At 34.5% G+C, this 21,473-nt stretch carries 21 protein-coding genes; 6 read left to right on the forward strand and 15 right to left on the reverse strand.

All coding sequences use genetic code 11. The annotated features are described in order from the left end of the window. Nucleotides 1–26 precede the first annotated feature (26 nt). The 3 genes from ISU00_RS12450 to ISU00_RS12460 are packed head-to-tail and all read right to left on the reverse strand — an operon-like array spanning nt 27 to nt 4,508. A complete protein-coding gene (locus ISU00_RS12450) occupies nt 27–2,750 on the reverse strand; it encodes a T9SS type B sorting domain-containing protein (RefSeq protein WP_228850993.1) in 2,724 nt (907 codons plus the stop codon). A gap of 26 nt (nt 2,751–2,776) precedes the next feature. Then, nucleotides 2,777–3,601, reverse strand: coding sequence for an ABC transporter permease (locus tag ISU00_RS12455; RefSeq protein WP_228850994.1), 825 nt, complete (start codon nt 3,599–3,601; stop codon nt 2,777–2,779). Between the two features lie 10 nt (nt 3,602–3,611). Continuing rightward, nucleotides 3,612–4,508 carry an ABC transporter ATP-binding protein gene (locus tag ISU00_RS12460; protein ID WP_228850995.1) on the reverse strand — a complete coding sequence of 299 codons (897 nt, stop codon included), beginning with the start codon at nt 4,506–4,508 and terminating at the stop codon, nt 3,612–3,614. A gap of 92 nt (nt 4,509–4,600) precedes the next feature. Here ISU00_RS12460 and ISU00_RS12465 point away from each other — a divergent pair, with 92 nt between their 5' ends. Beyond that, nucleotides 4,601–5,665 (forward strand): hypothetical protein, encoded by a 1,065-nt coding sequence (locus tag ISU00_RS12465; protein ID WP_228850996.1) that lies wholly within the window; start codon nt 4,601–4,603, stop codon nt 5,663–5,665. A gap of 1 nt (nt 5,666) precedes the next feature. Here the strand turns inward: ISU00_RS12465 and ISU00_RS12470 are convergent, their stop codons facing one another. From ISU00_RS12470 to ISU00_RS12490, 5 genes are read right to left on the reverse strand one after another with little or no spacing between them, the layout of a single operon-like run. After that, nucleotides 5,667–6,173: a plasmid pRiA4b ORF-3 family protein gene (locus tag ISU00_RS12470; RefSeq protein ID WP_228850997.1), complete on the reverse strand. Its 507-nt coding sequence runs from the start codon at nt 6,171–6,173 to the stop codon at nt 5,667–5,669. 32 nt (nt 6,174–6,205) lie between these two features. After that, on the reverse strand, nt 6,206–7,225 hold the full coding sequence (locus ISU00_RS12475) for a COX15/CtaA family protein (RefSeq protein ID WP_228850998.1): 1,020 nt from the start codon (nt 7,223–7,225) through the stop codon (nt 6,206–6,208). An 11-nt stretch (nt 7,226–7,236) separates the two neighbouring features. Beyond that, a complete protein-coding gene (locus ISU00_RS12480; RefSeq protein ID WP_228850999.1) occupies nt 7,237–8,673 on the reverse strand; it encodes a CCA tRNA nucleotidyltransferase in 1,437 nt (478 codons plus the stop codon). 29 nt (nt 8,674–8,702) lie between these two features. Further along, entirely contained in the window at nt 8,703–9,263 is a 561-nt protein-coding gene (locus tag ISU00_RS12485; protein WP_228851000.1) for an L-threonylcarbamoyladenylate synthase, read from the reverse strand. A 4-nt stretch (nt 9,264–9,267) separates the two neighbouring features. Then, nucleotides 9,268–10,182, reverse strand: a complete 915-nt coding sequence (locus ISU00_RS12490; protein WP_228851001.1) for a polysaccharide pyruvyl transferase family protein — start codon at nt 10,180–10,182, stop codon at nt 9,268–9,270. 73 nt (nt 10,183–10,255) lie between these two features. Here ISU00_RS12490 and ISU00_RS12495 point away from each other — a divergent pair, with 73 nt between their 5' ends. Then, nucleotides 10,256–11,017, forward strand: coding sequence for a lipopolysaccharide kinase InaA family protein (locus ISU00_RS12495; RefSeq protein ID WP_228851002.1), 762 nt, complete (start codon nt 10,256–10,258; stop codon nt 11,015–11,017). On the opposite strand, the gene ISU00_RS12500 is transcribed toward ISU00_RS12495, so the two are convergent. The 4 genes from ISU00_RS12500 to ISU00_RS12515 are packed head-to-tail and all read right to left on the reverse strand — an operon-like array spanning nt 10,997 to nt 14,720. Next, nucleotides 10,997–11,776: a glycosyltransferase family 2 protein gene (locus ISU00_RS12500; RefSeq protein ID WP_228851003.1), complete on the reverse strand. Its 780-nt coding sequence runs from the start codon at nt 11,774–11,776 to the stop codon at nt 10,997–10,999. The two genes, ISU00_RS12495 and ISU00_RS12500, sit on opposite strands and share 21 nt — an antisense overlap. Beyond that, entirely contained in the window at nt 11,769–12,851 is a 1,083-nt protein-coding gene (locus ISU00_RS12505; protein ID WP_228851004.1) for a CDP-glycerol glycerophosphotransferase family protein, read from the reverse strand. Before ISU00_RS12505 ends, ISU00_RS12500 begins: the two co-directional genes overlap by 8 nt. After that, complete coding sequence (locus tag ISU00_RS12510) at nt 12,852–13,904, reverse strand: glycosyltransferase family 9 protein (RefSeq protein WP_228851005.1); 1,053 nt, start codon at nt 13,902–13,904, stop codon at nt 12,852–12,854. It abuts the gene before it with no gap. Continuing rightward, entirely contained in the window at nt 13,905–14,720 is an 816-nt protein-coding gene (locus ISU00_RS12515; RefSeq protein WP_228853734.1) for a 2,3,4,5-tetrahydropyridine-2,6-dicarboxylate N-succinyltransferase, read from the reverse strand. A gap of 99 nt (nt 14,721–14,819) precedes the next feature. On the opposite strand from ISU00_RS12515, the gene ruvX reads away from it, so the two are divergent. The 4 genes from ruvX (at nt 14,820) to mazG (ending at nt 17,158) form a co-directional block, all read left to right on the forward strand. Then, the gene (gene ruvX / locus ISU00_RS12520) at nt 14,820–15,233 is read left to right on the forward strand and encodes a Holliday junction resolvase RuvX (protein ID WP_228851006.1); all 414 of its coding nucleotides are present in this window, start codon (nt 14,820–14,822) and stop codon (nt 15,231–15,233) included. Nucleotides 15,234–15,312: 79 nt separating this feature from the next. After that, on the forward strand, nt 15,313–15,903 hold the full coding sequence (gene def, locus ISU00_RS12525; protein WP_228851007.1) for a peptide deformylase: 591 nt from the start codon (nt 15,313–15,315) through the stop codon (nt 15,901–15,903). Nucleotides 15,904–15,924: 21 nt separating this feature from the next. Next, nucleotides 15,925–16,374 carry a DUF5606 family protein gene (locus tag ISU00_RS12530; protein ID WP_228851008.1) on the forward strand — a complete coding sequence of 150 codons (450 nt, stop codon included), beginning with the start codon at nt 15,925–15,927 and terminating at the stop codon, nt 16,372–16,374. Between the two features lie 10 nt (nt 16,375–16,384). Next, nucleotides 16,385–17,158 carry a nucleoside triphosphate pyrophosphohydrolase gene (mazG, locus tag ISU00_RS12535; protein WP_228851009.1) on the forward strand — a complete coding sequence of 258 codons (774 nt, stop codon included), beginning with the start codon at nt 16,385–16,387 and terminating at the stop codon, nt 17,156–17,158. 269 nt (nt 17,159–17,427) lie between these two features. On the opposite strand, the gene ISU00_RS12540 is transcribed toward mazG, so the two are convergent. The 3 genes from ISU00_RS12540 to ISU00_RS12550 form a co-directional block, all read right to left on the reverse strand. After that, complete coding sequence (locus tag ISU00_RS12540) at nt 17,428–19,647, reverse strand: DUF349 domain-containing protein (protein ID WP_228851010.1); 2,220 nt, start codon at nt 19,645–19,647, stop codon at nt 17,428–17,430. A 77-nt stretch (nt 19,648–19,724) separates the two neighbouring features. Further along, complete coding sequence (locus tag ISU00_RS12545; protein WP_228851011.1) at nt 19,725–20,462, reverse strand: shikimate dehydrogenase family protein; 738 nt, start codon at nt 20,460–20,462, stop codon at nt 19,725–19,727. Further along, entirely contained in the window at nt 20,462–21,472 is a 1,011-nt protein-coding gene (locus ISU00_RS12550; protein ID WP_228851012.1) for a DUF368 domain-containing protein, read from the reverse strand. Before ISU00_RS12550 ends, ISU00_RS12545 begins: the two co-directional genes overlap by 1 nt. Between the last annotated feature and the right edge of the window lies 1 nt (nt 21,473).

The raw sequence follows: 21,473 nt of genomic DNA on the forward strand, positions 1-21,473 counted from the left end.
ATTTCTTTATAAAGGAATTAACAATATTAGCGTCTAAGTGAAAAATGGCCTTTGAATAACCGCCCATCTTCTAATAAAACTGAAAACCAATAGTCTGTTGAAGGCAATATCTCTCCCAAATAAGTCCCGTCCCACCCTGGGCCACTAGAATTCAATTCCTTTAGCAGTTTACCGTAACGGTCATAGATATATATGATACTTTCAGATTGGAAGTTTGCGGACATTCCATAGACTTTCCATCGATCATTATGTCCATCATTGTTCGGCGTTAAGAATTTTGGAAAACCGATGACCGAAACCACATCTTCGATTATTCCACAGCCATTAATATCTCTTATATATACCGTATGAAGTCCAGCAGGAACATCTTCCAATACGTTCGAATTTTGATATGGTCCGTTTTCGTTATTAAGAGAAAATTCATAATCACCCTCTCCACTTACCATAATGGCTATTTCATTGTTATCTGAAACATCTTTAACCGTAATATTCTCTATGGTTGCAATATTTGAAGGGGTTACACGGATAGTTCGTTCTTTGGTGCAATTGAAATTATTTGTTACAATTACGGTATATGATCCAACGGTATTCACCTCTATAGTCGGGGTGGTTTCACCAGTTGACCATTGGTAGGTGAAATCAGAAATGTGACCCTCAAGAATTCCAGGATCTAAGGTTATGGTATCTGGAGAAAAATTAAGGCAATACTTATATTCTGATTCAGGTTCAACATTTGGTAAATTATGCACTATGAGAGTTATTTCATTAATCCCAAAACATTGATTGTCGTTTTCCACTCTTGCAAAGATGAAATCTTTGTTAGGAGTAATGTTTCTAACACTGGAATTAAGCTTGTTATCCTCTAGAAGTGCATCCTCGTAGGTGCGATAGAAGGTAATATTATATGACGAATTTGAGTTTTCAATTAAATCATCTTCAATCGACGCAAGGTTGAATGTATTAATGCCATCTTCATTGCCGTCATCATCACAAGTTTCAATCGTTACATTACGGGTTTGTGTTACGCTAACTTTAAGTTCTAATTCGGTGAAGCTATAACATTTAGTTTCGGTATCAACAACGCGCACATACAGGGTTTGTGGATTGGTTTTGTTTTGATAACTATATGGATCTAAAGGATTAATATTATTTAGTGCATCTTCGTTGGTATCATAAAAAATTAATGACCTATTCATAAAATCACCTGCTAAAGATTCAGCCGCTTGGTTAAGATCAAATAATGAAATGCCATCTCCACCTAGTTCATCATCACATTGAATCAAGGAGGATTTTTGTACAGATGGTTTATCTGCAACAATTACTGAAGCTTTTCCCACCAGAGGACACTCACCGTTGGGTGGAATAACACGTAATTCATATAATCCGCCCTCAGAAATTTCAAGTTGGGATGTATTAACGGAAAGTGGTTGACCGTCTCTAGACCAATTATAACTGCTTCCAGGAACGTTATCTGTACCTAAAGTATAAGTGTCTCCTTTGCATAAAATCATGCTCACTTGGCTTTCGCCATTTTGAATAATATCAATATCTACATCAAACAAGGATTGAATAAAGGGTGGAAGTCCTTGTGAAGATGTTTTAGGCGCAATACTTATGCCTTGATGAGAATAATTACAACCTATTCCTTGTATATCAGGATTACGGATGACTCCTAGATAGGAATACCCAACGGTATAAGTTGAACTTAAAGCACGATAAATTTTACCGTCTGGTCCAAGTTGAAGGGCTCCTCGATACAGATTTCTACTATCGATTATCGTTCCAGTGCCATTAACATTACCTTGTGAAACATCAAATTGAGTTAATACTGAATAATGACTAGAGGGGTTATTTTGGTTTTGAGGATTGCCTTGGTCAAAAAAATCATTCGAGGAATGGACATACAGTAATTTGTTATTAGGTGAAAATGCAACACCATAAGGATATGGTGCCTGAGAGTTTAATTGTAATCTTATTTGGTTGGAGACAATTCCAGATTGATCATCAAAGTTATATAAATACAACCCGGACCTTGCATTTGCGGAAGCCATTTTAGTGCCATCTGGAGAAAGAACTAAATATCCTCTTAGGTCATCAGCGCCGGTACCATTGTTGCCCATAACAAAAGTAGATTTAACTGCATTTGGATTAACACCATTTTCCGTTATTTCATACGCATGGAAGGTATCTAAAAGCCCTACTTCGCCATTGTTTGTGGAAAGGGTGACGACCCAAAAAGAGCCAGTTACGCAATTCTTTTTAACAGATGTTATTTTTTCAGATGAAAACCCCAGTAGGTTTGTGTTCTTTTCGGTGACTCGACCTAATCCTCCATTTGCACTGATGTCAACAATTGAATAATTTAATCCAAAATGAACCCCATCTAGGCCATTGTCAACGGTAAAAATATAGTATAGATTAGAGTCATTTGGTTTAGGAACAACTATTGCTGATTGAGTACTGGAAGCATCACCAAAAAGTCCAGAACCATTATCCATAACCGCGTGGTTTCTATTCCAAACTACCGATCCATCTGTGTAAAAGAGTAAATTTCCAAAAGAGTCAGACATACTAGCACAACCCTCGTTGGTAGATAATTGACCGTTGCTAACTGAATTTACAATTCCATTGGCAGAATTAAATTTTAATCCTGCGCCGTATCCAAAATACCAGTTAGAGGCCTCCCCCTGGGGGTAAAGTTTAAGGCAAGATAATGCCAGGATAATTATTCCAAAAGCAATTTTTTTCATTTAGACAGCGGTAGCTGCCAAATATATCATAAATCGCGTTTCTTTAATAATTTGTAGGACAAAAAGACAAATACTGCAGTCCAAGTTAAAACTATCAAAATTTCGTACCAGTGCACTCCATAGTCATAGAAAAATTCAGCTTTATCGGGAAATTTTGTCAACATAATTCTTTGGAAAGGCTGATCTATTAATTTATACATAGAGTGAAGTGGGAAAAACCGTTGAATATTGCTGGCGGTGTCTACATTGGTTTGCCAAGTTATGAGCCCAAAGGTTATCCATTCTAATATGTAAAGTATAAAGAGGAACGCTAGAGCAAAGGCTGAGCGCTTTACCAACATCCCAAAAAACAGACATAGACTAAAAAATGCTACAAGTTTTAAGAAGTAAGCCAACAAGAATTCAGTTTCTCTAAAAATAATACCGACTTCAGTATAGCTAGAGTAATAAAGCCCAATTAATAAGGATGCTACACCAATTAAAATAGTCGCTACAAGTGAAAAGAAAACAATTGTAGAAAATTTAGAAAGGATAAATTCTTTTTTGCTTAAACCATCAATAAGATTTTGTTTGATGGTTTTATTGCTATACTCATTACCAATCATACTCACTACGACAATGGCAAAGAAAAATTTAAACTGGGATGCAAAAAAGGTGGTAATATGCCAAATTATCGGAAAATTGAATATCCCCAATTCACCCAGTTCTAAAGTGAAATATCCAAAAAAATCGATCTTAATTGATGAAAGGATTAAAACCGTAAATGGCAATATAAATGAGACGAAAATGAGTATTTTACTAGTGCGGCTAAGCAGCAGTTTTTGAAGCTCTAATTTTAGTAATCTTAGCATGGGAGGTTGATTAGATTTTGTCGGTTAGTTGTAGGAATTGTTCTTCTAGGCTCTCTTTTCTCTTAACTAGGTGTGAAAGCACCAAACCTTTTTCAAACATCATTTGATTAAATGTAGTGGCATCCAAAGGCTCATTTAAAAATGCAGTCACCAAATCATTTTCAACCAAAATTTTACCAAATCTCTCTTCAGATTCTAAAAATGTTATCAGTTTTTGTTGATCATTGCACTTTAATTCAAAAAAGCCATGGCTGTTTATCATTTCATCGACTCGTCCGGAATACAGCTTCACCCCTTTACGTAATACCACAACATGACTGCAGACCTTTTCAACTTCATCCAACAAATGCGATGCTAATAAAATGGTAGTTCCTTGACTAGCAATTTTTTTAATCAATGTCCTTATCTGATGTATACCTTGTGGATCTAAACCATTTGTTGGCTCATCCAAAATAAGTATTTCTGGGTCATTAAGCAGGGCGGAGGCTATTGCCAACCGTTGTTTCATACCTAAAGAATAGGTTTGAAATTTACTTTGTTTTCTATCCAATAAACCAACTAACTCTAGTTTTTCGTCTATTTTACTAAAATCGACTTCCTTAATTCTGCAAACTAATTTTAGATTCTGTTCGGCGGACATATAGGGATAAAAGTTAGGTCTTTCAATTATGGCCCCAACTTTTTTAAGTGCATCGTGTGTGGTTGTCTTTCCATCGAACCAGTAAAATTCTCCAGAAGTTCTATTAACCACATTGAGAACAATGCCTAATGTTGTAGATTTACCACTGCCGTTTGGGCCAAGGATGCCATACACATTGCCTTTGTTAATGGTAAAACTTAAATCGGAAACTGCAGTGAGGGCTCCGAATTTTTTAGTAAGATTTTTTAGGGTAAGGATGGTGTCCAATGGTGAATTTAGTTTTGATTGGTTTATAAGTATGACGAAAGCCTTTAAAATTTGTTACAGCATTCCTAAGAAAACTGTAATTTAGGAGGCATATGAGTACCCAAGACTTAAAGATATCGAAAAAGAAACCATCGTTTCCTGTATCTCAGTTACTAAACACTTATTTGTCTGATTATAAGCGAAATGTAAGACTCCCTATTTTGTACGAGGACTTGCTTAGGTTTCAAGGTTCAGTAGTAGTTTATGATAGAAATGATGAAGATACATTGTGGATAAGGGTATATTATAATGAATTTGATAGGCAAGAAATAGATCTTAGTTTAAAAAAAGTATATACTATTTTACATTCAGACGGTAATGAAAAGACCTTCCCCTTTTTGAGCGTTGATGCTGTTGATTATTGCACATTTGGAAATAGCAATCCCTTTAGGATTAAAGTTCGAAATATCTTGAATGATAATTTTACCTATTTCTATGTGAAGAAGGCAGATGCTTCCCGAATTTATGGAATTGAATTAGAGCATATGTTATCTCCTTATAATTTGAATTTTTTAGTCTATAAGGATACGTTAATTGAAGAACATATTGCTGGTATTCCTGGGGATGAATTTATCAAAAACATGTTGCCAAAATGCACGGAGCCTGAAAAATCCCAAATCGCTAAAGAGTTTGTAAAATTCAACGAACGATGTATGATTCGCTTGCTTGGTGATATGCGATCATATAATTACGTTATTGTTCCTACGCACGATTTTGATCATGTGGTCTATAAAGTTCGCGCCATTGATTTCGACCAGCAGTGCTATGAAGGCAAGTTTAACATTTATCGACCTCAATTCTTCAAGGAAAATAATCAGATGGTTGAATTAGTTAAACGAAAATTTCAAAAGGAATCTATTGACCAATATAAGATTGAAGAGCGATCAATAGTGGCCAAAAGACTAATAAGCTACCAAAACCGAATTAATGAATTGGTTAATTGTATGGTTAATGATACGTTATCTACACCAGAGAATGTTACACAGTTGAAAATGACAATTTTTGATTACACCCAAGACCTAAATTTTAAAAGGTCTAAAAATATGGGTGAAATCGTAAAATTTGCTTTAGAATTTGTTCAGCGTAATTATGAAACTGTTAATACCGATAGGTTATAGATTAATTCCAATTTTCATCGAAATCGAAATCTTCATAACTATCTAAATCTTCTTCTTCGAAATTAAAATCATCTTCCATTTCGCCTTCAAATTGCTTATCAGGAGCTTCGTCTGGCAATTGTCCTTGGGCGAACATTAAATTCGGGTAATCAAAACCCTCAGTTTCATCCACAATTTCCCCGAGCTCAACCAAAAATGTCCACATTTTAAAGAAATCGTAGATATAAATAAGTTTAGTCTGGGCTTCATGAACTACATCGTTGATAGTGGTTTCGTTCATTAAACGGGCATTACCATCATCGCTTAGATCAAAAAGAGAAACTTCTTCACCTTGTTCCCACTCTTCATTACTAATGTAGAAAGAGGCCATTTCTGAACCATCAAACCCAAAAGCTTGGATTATGGTGTTATGTAAATCCTCTAAAGTATCTGTTTCCCTGATTTCAATATCCCTAAAGACATCTTCTTCGGCTTCAGTATCTAATAAAACTCTAAAACGGTATATCATGGGAATAAAATTTTAAGTAAAAATAATTGTTTCTATTTGGAAAATCTATGCAAACTAAATGTAATAGAAGCTAGTAAGAAAAAGGCTCCTATTTGGTGTGCAATACCTAACCATAATGGAACGGCGTAAATTATGGTAAGTACCCCTAATAAAAATTGAAGGAATACAACCGCTAATAATAAATTCAGACTATTTTTCTGATAAGTTGTAAGGCTAAAACGTTGTCCTTTCATCCAAATCCAAATCACTATTCCAACAACGATATAGGCTAAAATGCGATGCACGAATTGAACTCCACTTTTACCTTCAATAAAGTTTTTAAGAAGAGGTGACTGTTCAATATAAATGGTTGGATGCATAAATTTGCCCTCACTCATTAATGGCCAATGATTGTGAATAAATCCAGCATCTAAGCCCGCAACAAAAGCGCCATAAATTATTTGGAGAATTATCGCTCCCAATCCAATACGGATTAATTTTTTCATAGGAACGTTACTTGGTTTTTTATTTGGAAAAATTAAATCCAAAGCTACCCATAGTGTATAGGCAAACGTTATAAAGGCGGTTATTAAATGAGCGGCCAGTCTAAAATGACTTACGTCTGGCCGATCAATTAATCCGCTTTTTACCATATACCAACCTAAAAATCCTTGAAACCCACCCAGAAATAATAAAACTATGGATTTCTTAATGGTGCTGGTAGTAAGTTGTTTTATGAATAGAAAAACTAAAAAAGGGATAATGAATACCAATCCAATTAAACGACCTATTAGTCGGTGAAGCCATTCCCAAAAATAGATGTCTTTAAAATCTTCAAGTTCAAAATGCGTGTTAAGTTTTTGATATTCAGGATATTGTTTATACAATTCAAAGGCTTCATGCCATTCCGCATCATTCATTGGCGGAATAGTACCTGTAATCAGCTTATAATCAGAAATTGATAATCCAGAGTGAGTTAATCTGGTAATCCCCCCTATGATTACCATAACAAAGATTAAAAAGCAGCCTGTAAGCAACCATCCAATAACCCATTTGTTATCTCTCTTTCTCATTGTTTAAATTTTCAATTTTTATCAGTTGAATTTGATGCTGGAGTAAGCCCTAACTTTTTTCCTTTTTGTATCATTAAATTGTAAGCGGCCTCATATTCATTGGGTATAACCCCTTCAAGTATTGCCTCTTTAATATACTCCTTAATAATCCCAATCTCTTTGGAAGGTCTAATATTGAAAGTTGTCATGATCTCTTCACCATCAATAGGGGGTTGAAAATTACGTAGGTGGTCTCGTTCCTCAACTTCTACTATTTTTCTTCGGACTAATTCAAAATTCTTATGGTACTTTTTGAATCTTTTGGGATTTTTAGTGGTGATATCGGCCTCACACAAGGTCATTAAATCCTCGACATTATCACCAGCATCAAAAACTAATCGACGTACAGCCGAATCTGTGACATGGTCATCTGTTAATGCAATAGGTCTCGAACTCATCATTACCATTTTTTGAACAAATTTCATTTTGTCATTCAATGGCATTTTCAACCTTTTAAATAGACGATACACCATTTTTGAACCTTCAAATTCATGCCCATGGAACGACCAACCAACTTTTTTGCTAAAGCGTTTTGTAGGTGCTTTACCAATATCATGTAATAAAGCAGCCCATCGAAGCCATAGATCTTCCGTATGTTGGGAAATATTATCAACCACTTCAAGGGTATGATAGAAATTATCCTTATGCCGTTGCCCTTCTTGCTCTTCAATGCCTTTAAGGGCGGTAAGCTCAGGCAGTATATGAGGAAGAAGACCAGTTTTTTCCAGTAATAAAAATCCTATTGAAGGAGTTGGGCAGAGCATTATTTTATGCAATTCATCGACGATCCTTTCTTTGGTAATGATCTTTATTCTATCATTATTCTTTTTTATGGAGGCTAAACTTGCCTGATCAATTTCAAAATTTAACTGACACGAAAATCGAATAGCTCGTAACATCCTAAGAGGGTCATCGCTAAAAGTTGCGTCAGGGTCTAATGGAGTTCTAAGAATACTATCATTTAAATCCTGAATACCGTTAAAAGGATCTATTAATGTTCCATAATCTTCCATATTTAGACTAAATGCCAATGCATTTACAGTGAAATCCCTTCGCTCTAAGTCATCTTGTAGTGTGCCTGGGGTTACCTGGGGATTTCTACTTTCTCTTGAATATGATTCTTTGCGCGCACCAACAAACTCCAATTCTATATCATAGGCACGCAACATAGCGGTACCAAAGGTTTTGAAAATTTGAACTTTTGGCTTTTCTGGTAATATAGAAGAAACTGTTTTTGCTAACTCGATACCGCTTCCAACAGTAACAATATCTATATCTTTTTTAAAATCTCTATTTAAGAAAAAATCTCGCACATACCCGCCAATAACATAGGACGGTTGATGGAGTTCTTGGGAAGCTTCAGAAATAATTTTGAATAAGGGATGTTCTAATGGATTGCTATTAGTCATATCACTTTCATACAAGCAATCTTTGGTAATTAGCTTCTAATTACTTTCACCATTCCATCATTTGAAAGTTTGATAATGGCAGATGGCTGACCGCTTGATTTTTGCTTCGGCAAATTTACAACATAGTCTACAGCCGTTAAAATATCCTGACTAATTTCGTTAAAAGATTTGGGGGTCGGTTGTCCACTAATATTTGCTGAGGTTGACACAATTGGTTTACCATAAGCCTTAATAAGTTGGTGGGCAAAACCTTGTTTAATAATTCTAATACCCAATGTGTTATCTTCAGCAACAACATTTTCGGCCACATTCTTTGGTTGATCGTAGATGATTGTTGTTGGTTTGTTAGCAAATTTCAAAATATTATATGCAGCCTCTGGCACATTTTCAACATAGAATTGGAGCATTTTTATGTCACTGACTAAACAAATCATCGACTTAGTTTCTTCTCTTTGCTTAATCGCATAAATTTTTCCAATTGCATCAAAGTTTGTGGCATCACATCCAATTCCCCAAACTGTTTCAGTCGGGTATAAAATAACTTGGCCTTTTTTAAGTCTCTGAATAGTTTCTTTTATCTGTTCTTTCATTTCCCTAAATATTTAAATAGTCAAATACCTTTCTTGAAAATTCCATATTAATCTCACGACATTCCTCTAGGACACCGGTATAAGATTGTGCTTTTTTAATTTCAGTTTCAAAATTTTTAAACGTAGTAAAAATAGGGTTGTATTTAAAGTCAAAAAATTTTGATGAGTTTGGTACTGCCAATACTTTTCTGCCCAATAAGGTTGCCCAATACATGGCATGGTAACTATCTGTAACAACAGTTTCGTGAGATCCTATGAAACTTATCATATCATCAAGGTTGGTAGTGTTCGAAGTGCTCGGGTATTCATTAAGTCGATTTAATAACGATTTATTTTTGATTGTTTTTTTATGGAAAATCAGCCCGGTTTCTTCTTTAATGTCATAATTAGTATCAAAAATGGGATGCATGCAACTTACACAAGGGACCCATTCTTCTTTCATGCTATGGTCTCTTACCCCAACCAATCCAAATTTTGAGGTATCAATATTATAGGATTGAATTTTATTATTTTTTTGCCATTGTTTTTGGTTATGGCCAACTCCCCAAAGCACAGTTTTCTTGTTTTTTCCTGATAAGTATTCGAATAATTTCATTTGCATTTCAAAACTGGATCGATTTAGAAGTCCACCGCCGCCTACAATTAGGCTATTTGATGAAATTTTATTTATCCATTTTTTCGTGATATCTGGATCTGCGCTTTTGAAGTCAAATATATCGAGTTCTGAATTTTTTAATTCCTTAAAGTAATGGTGTGGCGCACAATAAAGATCACCAACATTTCCATAATCGATTCTGTGAATATTTATTACCCCCTCATTAGATTGTGGATGGGATTTCACGTCCTCAATCACCCTTTTTTTGGATCTATTTCGCTGAAGTGAACTAAGATTGCGTTTTATGAATTTTGAAATTCCCATCTTTGCATGCTAGATTTATTGCAAATTAAATAAAACCACTAGTTACGGTTGATATTTTAATTAATATTGTTTCATGAAGAGGGTAATCGATTTAAAATACCAAGGTCTTGAAAAGGATTTAGATGCGTTGATTGAAAATTTTTCCTATTCAGGTAAGCCTATTGGCAAGGGGGTCAGGAATAAAATAAAATATTTCACTTTTAAGGGTAAAACGGTCAATGTAAAGGCCTTTAAAGTTCCGAACATAATTAATCAACTTGTATATAGGTTTTTGAGGAAAAGTAAGGCTGAACGATCTTTCTTCAATGCTAAAAAATTGTTGGAAATGGGGATACTTACCCCTGAACCAGTCGCTTATTATGAGTTTTACTCCTTTATTCTCTTAAAACGAAGCTTTTACGTTTGCGAACATTTAAGTTGTGATTATACATATCGAGACTTGATCAACAACAAAGTTGAACCTTCAAAATGGGATACAATTTTGCGCGAGTTCACAAAATTTACTTATAGGTTACATGAGAATGGTATTTTGTTTTTGGATCACTCTCCTGGCAATACTCTTATAAATGAAATAAATGGTTATTATTCATTTTATTTGGTAGATCTGAATCGAATGAAATTTAAACCACCTAGTCTAGAAGAAAGGTTAAAGAATTTTTCGAGATTAACGCCAAGGAAAGATATGGTTGAGATAATGAGTGAAGAATATGCTGGTCTCATGGATTTGAATAAGGCCGAGGTCTTTCAAAAAATGTGGTTCTATACGGAACAGTTCCAAAATAAATTTCAAAGGAAAAAAGAGCTGAAGAAGAAGTTATTGTTCTGGAGAAGTTAGGTTTGGTTGATTCTTTTGAATCTCCATGAGTTTTATATACTTCAGGTATGTTTGGTGTGCCGTCTGCATACAAATAACAAGGCCATAAAATCCATCTAAAAAACCCCTTCGAAACAAATAACTTTTGATAAACGCCCAAAAGGGGTTGGCGATAATTTTCCAATAGTTAGACTTTATTCCTGCCTTAAAATAAGAAGTTGCACTGATAGAGGAGAAATACTCAATTTTTCTATTAAAATCAGAGAAATTTTCGAATGTCCAGTGTAAAATACCCCCTTCCAATTGTCCAACTGAGGCTCCATCATCCATTACTATGTGGTCATGTGGATTTAAGCCTCCCCAATGACATTTCCGTCTATCAAAAACCCTGAGTTTTTTATTTGGATACCAATCTGAATGCTTTATCCATTTTCCACAAAAATAATTTTTCCTGTTACAGAAATAACCATCTTTATCCCAAGTCTCCTTCAAGAATAAAATGGATTCTTGTAACTCCATTGACAGTGATTCATCTCCATCTAAAGAAATGATGTGGTCATTTGATGCAATTTTTAAAGCTGTATTTTTTTGTTCTATATGGCCAACGAAATTCTGTTGAACAAAAACTACATTGAATTTTTTGCAAATATTTTCAGTATTATCAGTAGAAAAGGAGTCTAGTACGACTATTTCATCCGCAACAGAAATAAGGGATTCTAGACATTTTTGGATATTTTTCTCCTCGTTATAAGTGATTATTACAGCTGAAAACTTAGGCATGTTTTAGGGCTTCTAACGGATGGTTAAAACTCTTTAAAGTGAAATAATTTAATTTCTTTCTGATTTTGTATTTCCTAATTAAATTTAAAGGTTTGTTCTTCAATTTGCTCAAATCGCTATTAATCATTTGTATAGAAGCATCCAAAACTCTTACGCTCGACTTTCCATCAAAATAAGGGTGTAATTGCAAAATATAGGTTTGAATATTATCAATTAATTCCTTTTTTGGATTAAGGGCTTTTTTAAACGCCTCTTTTATCTCATCAGAAGAATTTATATTAATGAGATAATCATGTGGAAAAGTATGTCTGAAAGCCACCACAGGTTTTTTTTGAATCAAGAATTCTTGTATGGCAGAGGTTGTATCTGCGAACATGACATCTGACTTTTTAAAAAGAGGAATTAAATCTGTTGTATCGTAAAATTCAAAGTTTTCATTTCTCAGGCTTTTCCATTTATCTCTAAATTCTCCTTTAACTTTTGGGTGTAACACCATTAAAAAATTAAAATCACCTCCGTCTGCAAGTTGTTGAATGGTATGGAAAACCTCGGAATTATAGGCTAGGCTTAATCGCTCCGTGAAGGTTGAAGCAATTAAGATGGTAGGTTTCAAATCAGTTTCCTTTTTCGGAATTGGAAACAACGGATCCATTTTACTCCAACCAGTTTCCCGTACCTTAAAATAGCCATAAAGTTGTTCAAGTTTTTTAAATTCCAATGTAGTGTTAGGCCCTTGGGTACAATATAAATCAAAAAACCCGCGGATTCGAAAATGGGAGAAGGATTGCTTTTCAGGTCTCTTCTCTGCATTGAACCCATGAAATATTTGAACCTTTAGACCTGTAATAAAATCTGGAACATCATTGGTAGCAGCTAATACGACATGGGGTTTAAAATCGATGACGTGATTAATATTTTCAAACGAATTTACTTTGTCCCTTAAGGCAGACTTACCATCCTTTTCATCAGCAAACCAGAACACCTCATAATTACGGTTTAGGATTTCCCGTTCCAAAGGTTCGCCTATTGGAATTGAATAAGAGTAAGAAATGTAAATCAGAAACCGGTATGTCATTTAAAGAGATTTTAAAAAATCCTCCAATTTGTTGCTGAAGAGCTCGGGTTTTAATTTGCTGTAATATAAGTCAAATTGTTTTTTGGAAGATTTTTTATCGAATTCATCTTTTGAAATATAATCTTCTAAATGAATTGCAACGTTTTTTTCATTTTCTGCCTTCCCGTGCCAATTCTTCTTTCCAATATGGGGTGAGAATATTGTGAAACTAGGAATATTTAAGGCTTTGGCGATATTAATTGCACCTCCTTCATTTCCGATTATAGCTCTACACTGAGTAAGTACAGAAATGAAATGCCTCAGGGAATTGCAATATAATTCGATATAAATTTTTTCCTGTGTTTCCTTTTTACAGAGATTATAAAGTTCTTGAGCCTGTTGAAGTTGGGATGGGATGTAGTTAAAAACAATTTGAAAATCAGGCCTTATTCGCACAAGATCGTTTAAAACTTCGGCCATATAATTTAATGGATAAGTCTTAGAATCAATACTTCCTATTGCACTAACCATTAATACAGGCTTTTCGAGATTTAACCCTCCTTTCAACAAAAACTCCCTTGCATCTTCCTTCTCTTCACTAGAAACATAAAGCTTAGGACTAATATTCTCAAAAGCGATATCAAGTGGTTCCAATAATTTTAGACGATTTTCTATTGCTAAACTTACCCCTTGAGATGGTATTTTAGTTCGTTTAATGGAATGCGTGTAAATCGATTTCGTATAAGATTTTAGGAAGCCAATCTTTAAGTTTGTGCCACTGAATTCAGTAAATAATAGACTCGGTAATTTCCCGTAAACATCAATTACCGCTGAATATTTTGAATCTCTTATTCCTAATAAAAACTTGAGGAACTGACGTTTGCTACCCTCGATTTCTGGTGAATAAAAAAGAATTTTGTCGATAAATGGATTGTTTCTAACAACAGGTTCAGTATGCGTATTAATTAAGTAATGTAATTCGTAATTAGGATACTTTTTCTTAATAGCTTCGAACAAGATCGTTGACATTAACACATCACCGATCATTTTCTGTTGAATGATCAATATTTTCATCTACACTGCTACATCGTATTCACGTAATGCATTGTTTAAAGAGGTTTTTTTGTCGGTACTTTCCTTTCTTTTTCCAATAATTAAAGCGCATGGCACTTGGAACTCTCCGGCAGAAAATTTCTTGGTATAACTTCCAGGGATTACTACAGATCTAGCTGGGACTATCCCCTTCATTTCTATAGGTTCATCACCAGTAACATCTAGAATTTTTGTTGAACCTGTCAGCACCACATTTGCACCTAAAACAGCTTCTTTCTCAACTTTTACACCTTCTACCACTATACATCTTGATCCGATGAATGCATTATCCTCAATTATTACAGGAGCAGCTTGGAGTGGTTCTAAAACACCCCCAATGCCAACACCTCCAGAAAGGTGAACATTTTTACCAATTTGTGCACAGCTTCCTACGGTAGCCCATGTGTCAACCATAGTGCCTTCATCAACATAGGCACCAATATTTACATAAGAGGGCATTAAAATAGTTCCGGCGGAAATATATGCGCCATGTCTTGCAGTTGCTGGTGGAACAACCCTAATACCTTTATCCTTGTAATCTCTTTTTAAAGGAATTTTATCATGATATTCATAAATTCCTACCTCCATGGTCTCCATCTTTTGGATGGGGAAATATAATACAACGGCTTTTTTTACCCATTCATTAACTTGCCAACCCTTTAATGTCGGTTCAGCAACTCTTAATGTGCCTTCATCAAGTAAATCAATTACACTTCTAATTGCATTTTGTGTTACCTCATTGGTTAATTGGCTTCTATCTTCCCAAGCAGTTTCTATAATATTTTGAAGTTGTTCCATTGGTGTTCGTATAATTTTCGCAAAGATACTTTTATCCTTCTTTTTGTTAAACATTTTTTGAGAATTATACCATTTAAAGAATTGTATCTTTGCAATTGTATGGGAAGAATTTTAGCCTTAGATTTTGGACAAAAACGCACTGGGATTGCGGTTACCGATGAACTTCAGATAATTGCATCTGGATTGGCGACTATCGAAACCGCCGACCTCTTGTCGTTTTTGAAGAATTACCTTAATGAAGAAAAAGTAGATTTAATTGTTGTGGGCGAACCTAAACAAATGGATAATACCGCCTCTCAAAGCGAAATTTACATTCAAGAGTTTTTACAAAAATTAAAAAGTGCATTTCCCAACTTACCCATAGATAGGATTGACGAGCGCTTTACTTCAAAATTGGCCATGCAGTCTATGATTGAGGGAGGGGTTAAAAAGAAAAAACGTCAAAATAAATCGTTGCTAGATGAAATTAGTGCCACGTTAATACTGCAAAACTATCTATTCAGCAAGCCTTAATTGATACTCAATTTTTGTGGTTTTCAATTCAGAATTAAGCGGAAAAGAATTGTACTTTTGCCATTGAAAAATTAAGACTATGATTTATCCCATCGTGGCCTACGGAGATCCTGTTCTCAGGAAAATGTGCCAAGATATTTCAAAAGATTATCCAGAATTACCCCAGCTTATTTCTGATATGTTCGAAACGATGTATGCTGCAAGTGGGGTTGGTTTGGCTGCACCACAAATCGGAATTCCAATTAGACTGTTTATCATTGATGCAGAGGCATTTTCTGATGACCCAGAATTGTCTATAGAGGAGCAGAATTTTTTAAAGAATTTTAAACAAGTTTTCATTAATGCTGAAATTCTCGATGAAGAAGGCGAGGAATGGGTTTTTAATGAGGGTTGTTTAAGTATTCCAGATGTGCGAGAAGATGTATTTCGTCAACCAAAAATTTTGATTAAATATCTAGACGAGAAATTCAATGAACAAACTAAAGAATTTGAAGGTATCGCTGCTAGAATAATACAGCACGAATACGATCATATCGAAGGAAAGTTATTTACGGATAAATTGTCTTCTTTCAAAAAACGGTTAATTAAAGGAAAATTAAATAACATTTCTAAGGGGAAGGTTGATGTTGATTACAAAATGAAATTTCCCCTATTGAGTAAGAAAAGATAAGATATAATAAACAATGAGATTATGAGTCTTGATACAATTTTGGCTATTTCTGGAAAGCCAGGTTTATATAAAATGTTGACTAGAACAAGGACAGGTATTGTTGCTGAGTCTTTGTTAGACAAGAAAAGAATGGGTGTTAACATCCATAATAACATAAGTGTCCTAAGTGAAATTGCCATTTACACCTTAACGGAGGAAGTGCCATTAAAGGAAGTTTTTAAAAAAATATTTGAAAAGGAAGATGGTAAAAAAACTACCGTGAGCCATAAAGATTCCACTATAGAATTGGAAGAGTATTTTTTTGAAATCCTACCTGATTATGATGAAGATCGGGTTTATGTGAGTGACATAAAGAAAGTTATACAATGGTATAATTTACTTCATGATCATGACCTTTTGCAGGATATTCAAGAAAAAGAAGAAACTGAAAAAGTTGCTTCTAAACCTTCAAGCACAGATGAGGAGGAGTAAAGTCTAGCCCATGAACTCCAGAGAAGCAAAGTTGAAAGCATTTGATCGTCTCCTAACAATTATGGACGATCTCCGTGAGAAATGCCCTTGGGACAAAGAGCAGACCATGGAAACCTTGCGACACCTCACAATTGAAGAAGTTTATGAACTTGGGGATTCCATTTTGGAAAATGATTTAGAGGAAATCAAAAAGGAACTTGGTGACCTTCTATTGCATATAGTTTTTTATTCAAAAATAGGTGCTGAACAAAAGGCTTTCGATATTGCCGATGTAACTAATAGTATTTGCGAAAAATTAATTACACGTCATCCTCACATTTATGGAGATGTTGAAGTCGCGAATGCTGATGACGTTAAACAAAATTGGGAACAGATAAAATTAAAGGAAGGTAAAAAATCTGTACTTCAAGGAGTGCCAAAAAGTTTACCAGCAATGGTAAAAGCGAACCGCATTCAAGATAAGGTTGCAGGCGTTGGTTTTGATTGGGAAGAACCAAATCAAGTCTGGTTGAAAGTAGAGGAGGAACTAGCCGAGTTAAAATCCGAAACAGAAAATGGTACAACCGAAACCATAGAAAATGAATTGGGCGATGTATTTTTTTCCTTAATAAATTACGCCCGCTTTTTAAATGTAAATCCAGAAAATGCGCTGGAACGTACGAATAAAAAGTTTATTAGGCGATTTAATTATTTAGAAGGTAAGGCCAATGAGATTGGTCGTTCACTTAAAGACATGTCTTTGAAGGAAATGGATGTTTTCTGGGAAGAAGCAAAAAAAATATAATTTTTTTCCATTTCAAAAATCCAAACTTACATTTCTACCCGTATATGTATATAGAAACTTAGTAAAGTTTCATAATCATAAGTAGGTAATCTTAATTATATATTTAAGCGGATGTAATTAGGATTTAAAATTTAGTTTAGTTAGGGGTAAAATCCTGTCTGTTTCAGACAGGATTTTATTATTGTAAAGAAGTCGTTTTTTTAAAATCTGCTTTGTAAAAGTCAGAAGCAACAGGTGTAATTATAAATTTTTAAAATTACCTAAACGTTTTAATACATATCTTTCAGTTTACGTAATTTTTCCTCCCACATATGTAATTCGCTCTTGTGTTTATCTATATTCTTAATTACTTCTTTTAAGAGTGGGTTATTATCATCAACATTAGAAAAGAACTGCATGTTGTTTTCCAATTGATTAATTTCAGACCTTACCTCGTCAATTTTTTTACGAATAAAATTATGTTCATTGTCAAGCAAATCTGTAGTATCTGGTTTCTGAAGAGACTCAAGTTTATTTTCGTATTTAATCATTTCGATCTCCTCTTTATCCATCTTCAACTTGTTGAATAAATCATCAATCGCCTTATTAAATTTCCCCTCAATATACCTTTTGTGATGTGGAACCTGGCCCAAATCCTTCCATTGCTCAATCAATTCTTTGATGGTTTCCTGATCTTGTTTAGGCTTGCCCTCTAATTTCAAATCTTTTAAGCTATCTAAGATTTTCACTTTTTTATCAAAAGCATCATATAATTCTTTATTATCCTGACGCTTTTGTTCGTGAAAACGATCGAAATAATGGTTACAGGCCTTTTTAAATTGTTTCCAAATCTTATCACTTTCCTTTCTGGGTACGTGCCCGATTTTCTTCCAATCGTTCTGAATCTTTTTCATTAAAGGAGTGACAGTTGAAAAATCATCACTATCCTTATTATCCTCTGCAATCTTAATTAAATCTTGTTTCTTTTTAAGATTGTCGTATTGATCCTTTTTTAAATTTTTATAAAATGCATTTTTACTTCTATTAAACGATCTTACGGCATTTTTGAACTTTGTCCATGTAGCATCAGTTACTTTCTTTGGCACTTTTCCAGCATCAAAGAAATCTTGACGTAGTTTCTCTATTTGCTTAATTTTCTTTTGCCAATTTTGGTGCGAATCGTTTCCTTCGTCAACGACGGCTTTAATCTTATCAATGATAACTTCTTTACGCTCTAGGTTGGCTTCATAAGCCTTGTCTAGGTCAGCATAATAAGCTTGTCTTTTGTCATGAATCGCTTTTGTTGCATTGCTGAAACGCTCCCAAATTTCCTCCCTATGTTCTTTACCAACCGGGCCAAGATCTTCTTTCCACATTTTGTGGAGAATCTGCAATTCGCGGAAAGCCCTATTTACATTATCATCTACCGCTAATTCTTCGGCACGCTCAATAATTTTGAGTTTTTGCTCGAGATTATGTTTAAAATCCATATCCCGTAAATCTCTATTGAGGTGGAGGAAGTCATAGAAATTTTCTACATGATGATGGTAATTATTCCAAGTATTATTGTATTTCTCACGGGGTATGGGGCCTGAATTTCTCCAGCGCTCTTGTAATTCCTTAAAATGTTTGTAAGTGGTATTAATGTCCTCTTCAACATTTATAAGGCTTTTAATTTCCTCAATAATCTCTAAGCGCTGGTCTAAGTTGGCCTTTAAATTAGCCTCGCGATTTTTATAATAAGTTGATAATCCTTCTTTGTAAGTTTTATAAAGGCTATTAAAGCGTTTTTTAACAGGGGAAGAAAAATAAAAATCTATTTCATGTCCTCCTTCATTGAGGAATTCCTCTTTCTTTTCGTCTAAAAGCGCATCAAATTTGGATTTGAATTCAGAACGTATTTCATCAACATGAGATTTAATGGTCTGAATTTTTGAGCTTTTTAGGAGTTTTTCAAATTCGTTCGCTAACGCATCCAAATCCATAGAGTGATAATCCTTGGATTGAATGGTATGACGTTCAACATTATCTTCATCCTCTGCATCTTCAGCATTTGAATCCTCTATTTCTTCAACGTGTTTCTCTTCCTTTTTTCCTTTTTCAGCAGCCGTTGAGGATGATATTTCAATATTGTCTTTTTCTAAGACTTTTTCTTCCTCAGCATTTCCATCAGTTTCAGTGGAAACAGTATTTGATTCTTTATCGGCTGTAGGATCATCTCCTGATGAAGCTTCAACTTCATTTTCTGTTATTCCCTCTTCTATTTCAGTGATGTCAGATGAATCATCATCTTCCTCTTGAGAGTCTAATTTTATCTCATTAAGTTGTTCTAAAGAATCATTTGACTGATCAGCTTTTGACTCTTCAATAAGTTCGTCTGAATTATTACTTACGATAGAATCTTCTTCATTTTGCTCAACAGCATTTGAGGCTTCATTTAAGCTTTCTTCACTCGTCTTTTGTATGTTCGATGGTCCGTCTGCATTCAGCAGGTTATCTTTCTCCGTCATTTTACAATGAAAATTGGTTCAAAACATAAATATACGGACATGACTTGAATAAAAAAAGAAAGTTGATTTAGTCGACCTCAGCCTTTTGTCCAAATTTTCCAAGCCTTTTCAGCTTGTAGTTCTAACATTTGTTGTCCATTTAAGGTTGTGGCTCCTTTAAGTTCTCCAACAATGAGGAATTTTGTGGCAGGAGGGTTATAGATTAGGTCGTAAAGAATATGATTTTCACCTATACCTTCAAACGGAATATCAGGGCAATCATTAACATTTGGATAAGTGCCTATAGGCGTGCAATTAATTATAATGCTATAAGATGAAATGATTTGATCTGTTAAGTCTGAATAAAGAAATTTTACGCCAGGTCGATTTGTCCTAGAAACATAATCATAATCTATTTTTAGTTCTTTTAAGGCAAAGGCAACTGCCTTGGAGGCTCCGCCAGTTCCCAGAATTAAGGCATTAGTGTGAATTGGTTTTAGATGAGGCTCTAAAGATTTTTTAAATCCGTAATAATCAGTATTATATCCCTTTAAAAATCCAGAGGGAAAACGTTTGATAACATTTACTGCACCAATATCTTTTGCCTTTTTATCTAAATCATCCAAAAAAGGAATAATACTTTGTTTATAGGGTATTGTAACATTGAAGCCTTGGACATCGAGATTGTTATCTAAAATAGTTTTGAAGCTCTCAACAGTTTCTATATCGAAATTCACATAATGATGATCTAATCCTTCTTTTTCAAATTTTGTATTGAAATATCCTCTCGAGAAGGAGTAAGAAATGTTTTTTCCTAATAAACCAAATTCAGCCATTATCTCTTAATTCTATCGCCATACCATGCAAGGGCAAGAATAATGAAAATACCAATAGCAATATAAAAAATTGCGATCATTGTTTCGGAAGACCAAGTTGGGATGTAACGGTCGTAATTTTCAATGATTTTTTGCCCAGAAGAATCTAGTAGGGGTGTTCCATCCGCATTCAGGCGATAGAATGTATACTTCCAAGGCCAAACGACTCCTAATGAGCCAATTATAAATCCAATAATCGTTGCAATGGTGAAGTTTTTATAATGTTTAAGTATATAACTCAGTATGTGGGATAAGGTTACCAGACCTATAATTGAGCCAAATGTAAAAACAGCTAAAACCTTCAACATTCTTACCCGTTCGGTATCGTTTGTAAAACTAAAATCCCAACGGAGTATATCTGCCATTGTATCGTATAAGGCATTTACTGAATCAACAAGGAGCAAAACATAATTACCAAGTAATATCAGTATAAAGGATCCAGAAAAGCCAGGTAAGGTCATTCCTGAAACACTTATCATTCCGCAAAATAAAACGAACCATAAATTGTCATTTTCTTTAGCAGGGTCTAAGAAACTGATTGCAACACCCACAACGCATCCTGAAATTAAGGCTGTTAATGTGCGATAATCCCATTGGTTAAAATCTCTATAGATATAGTAAATAGAACCGATTATCATCCCAAAAAATAAGCTCCAAACATATAGTTCATATCTTTCCAAAAGAAAATCCAACACTTTTGATATACTGAAATAGCTGAATACCATCCCTAACAATAAAATGAATAAGAATTTGCCATTTAAGTAGTTGTAAAGACTTTTGAACCGTCCATTTAATAAAAGCAATAATGCTTTGCGATTAATTTTTTGTAAGGAGTAAATGAACTCCTCATAGAACCCAGCAACAAAAGCTACTACACCACCAGAAACACCAGGAACCTTGTTAGCAGCTCCCATTGCCAATCCCTTCAAGAAGAGTAATAATTTATCTGCAGTTGTACGAGTTCTTTCCATT

It is taken from the genome of Aegicerativicinus sediminis (assembly GCF_015476115.1).
In the GTDB taxonomy this organism is placed as follows: Bacteria; Bacteroidota; Bacteroidia; order Flavobacteriales; family Flavobacteriaceae; genus Aegicerativicinus; species Aegicerativicinus sediminis.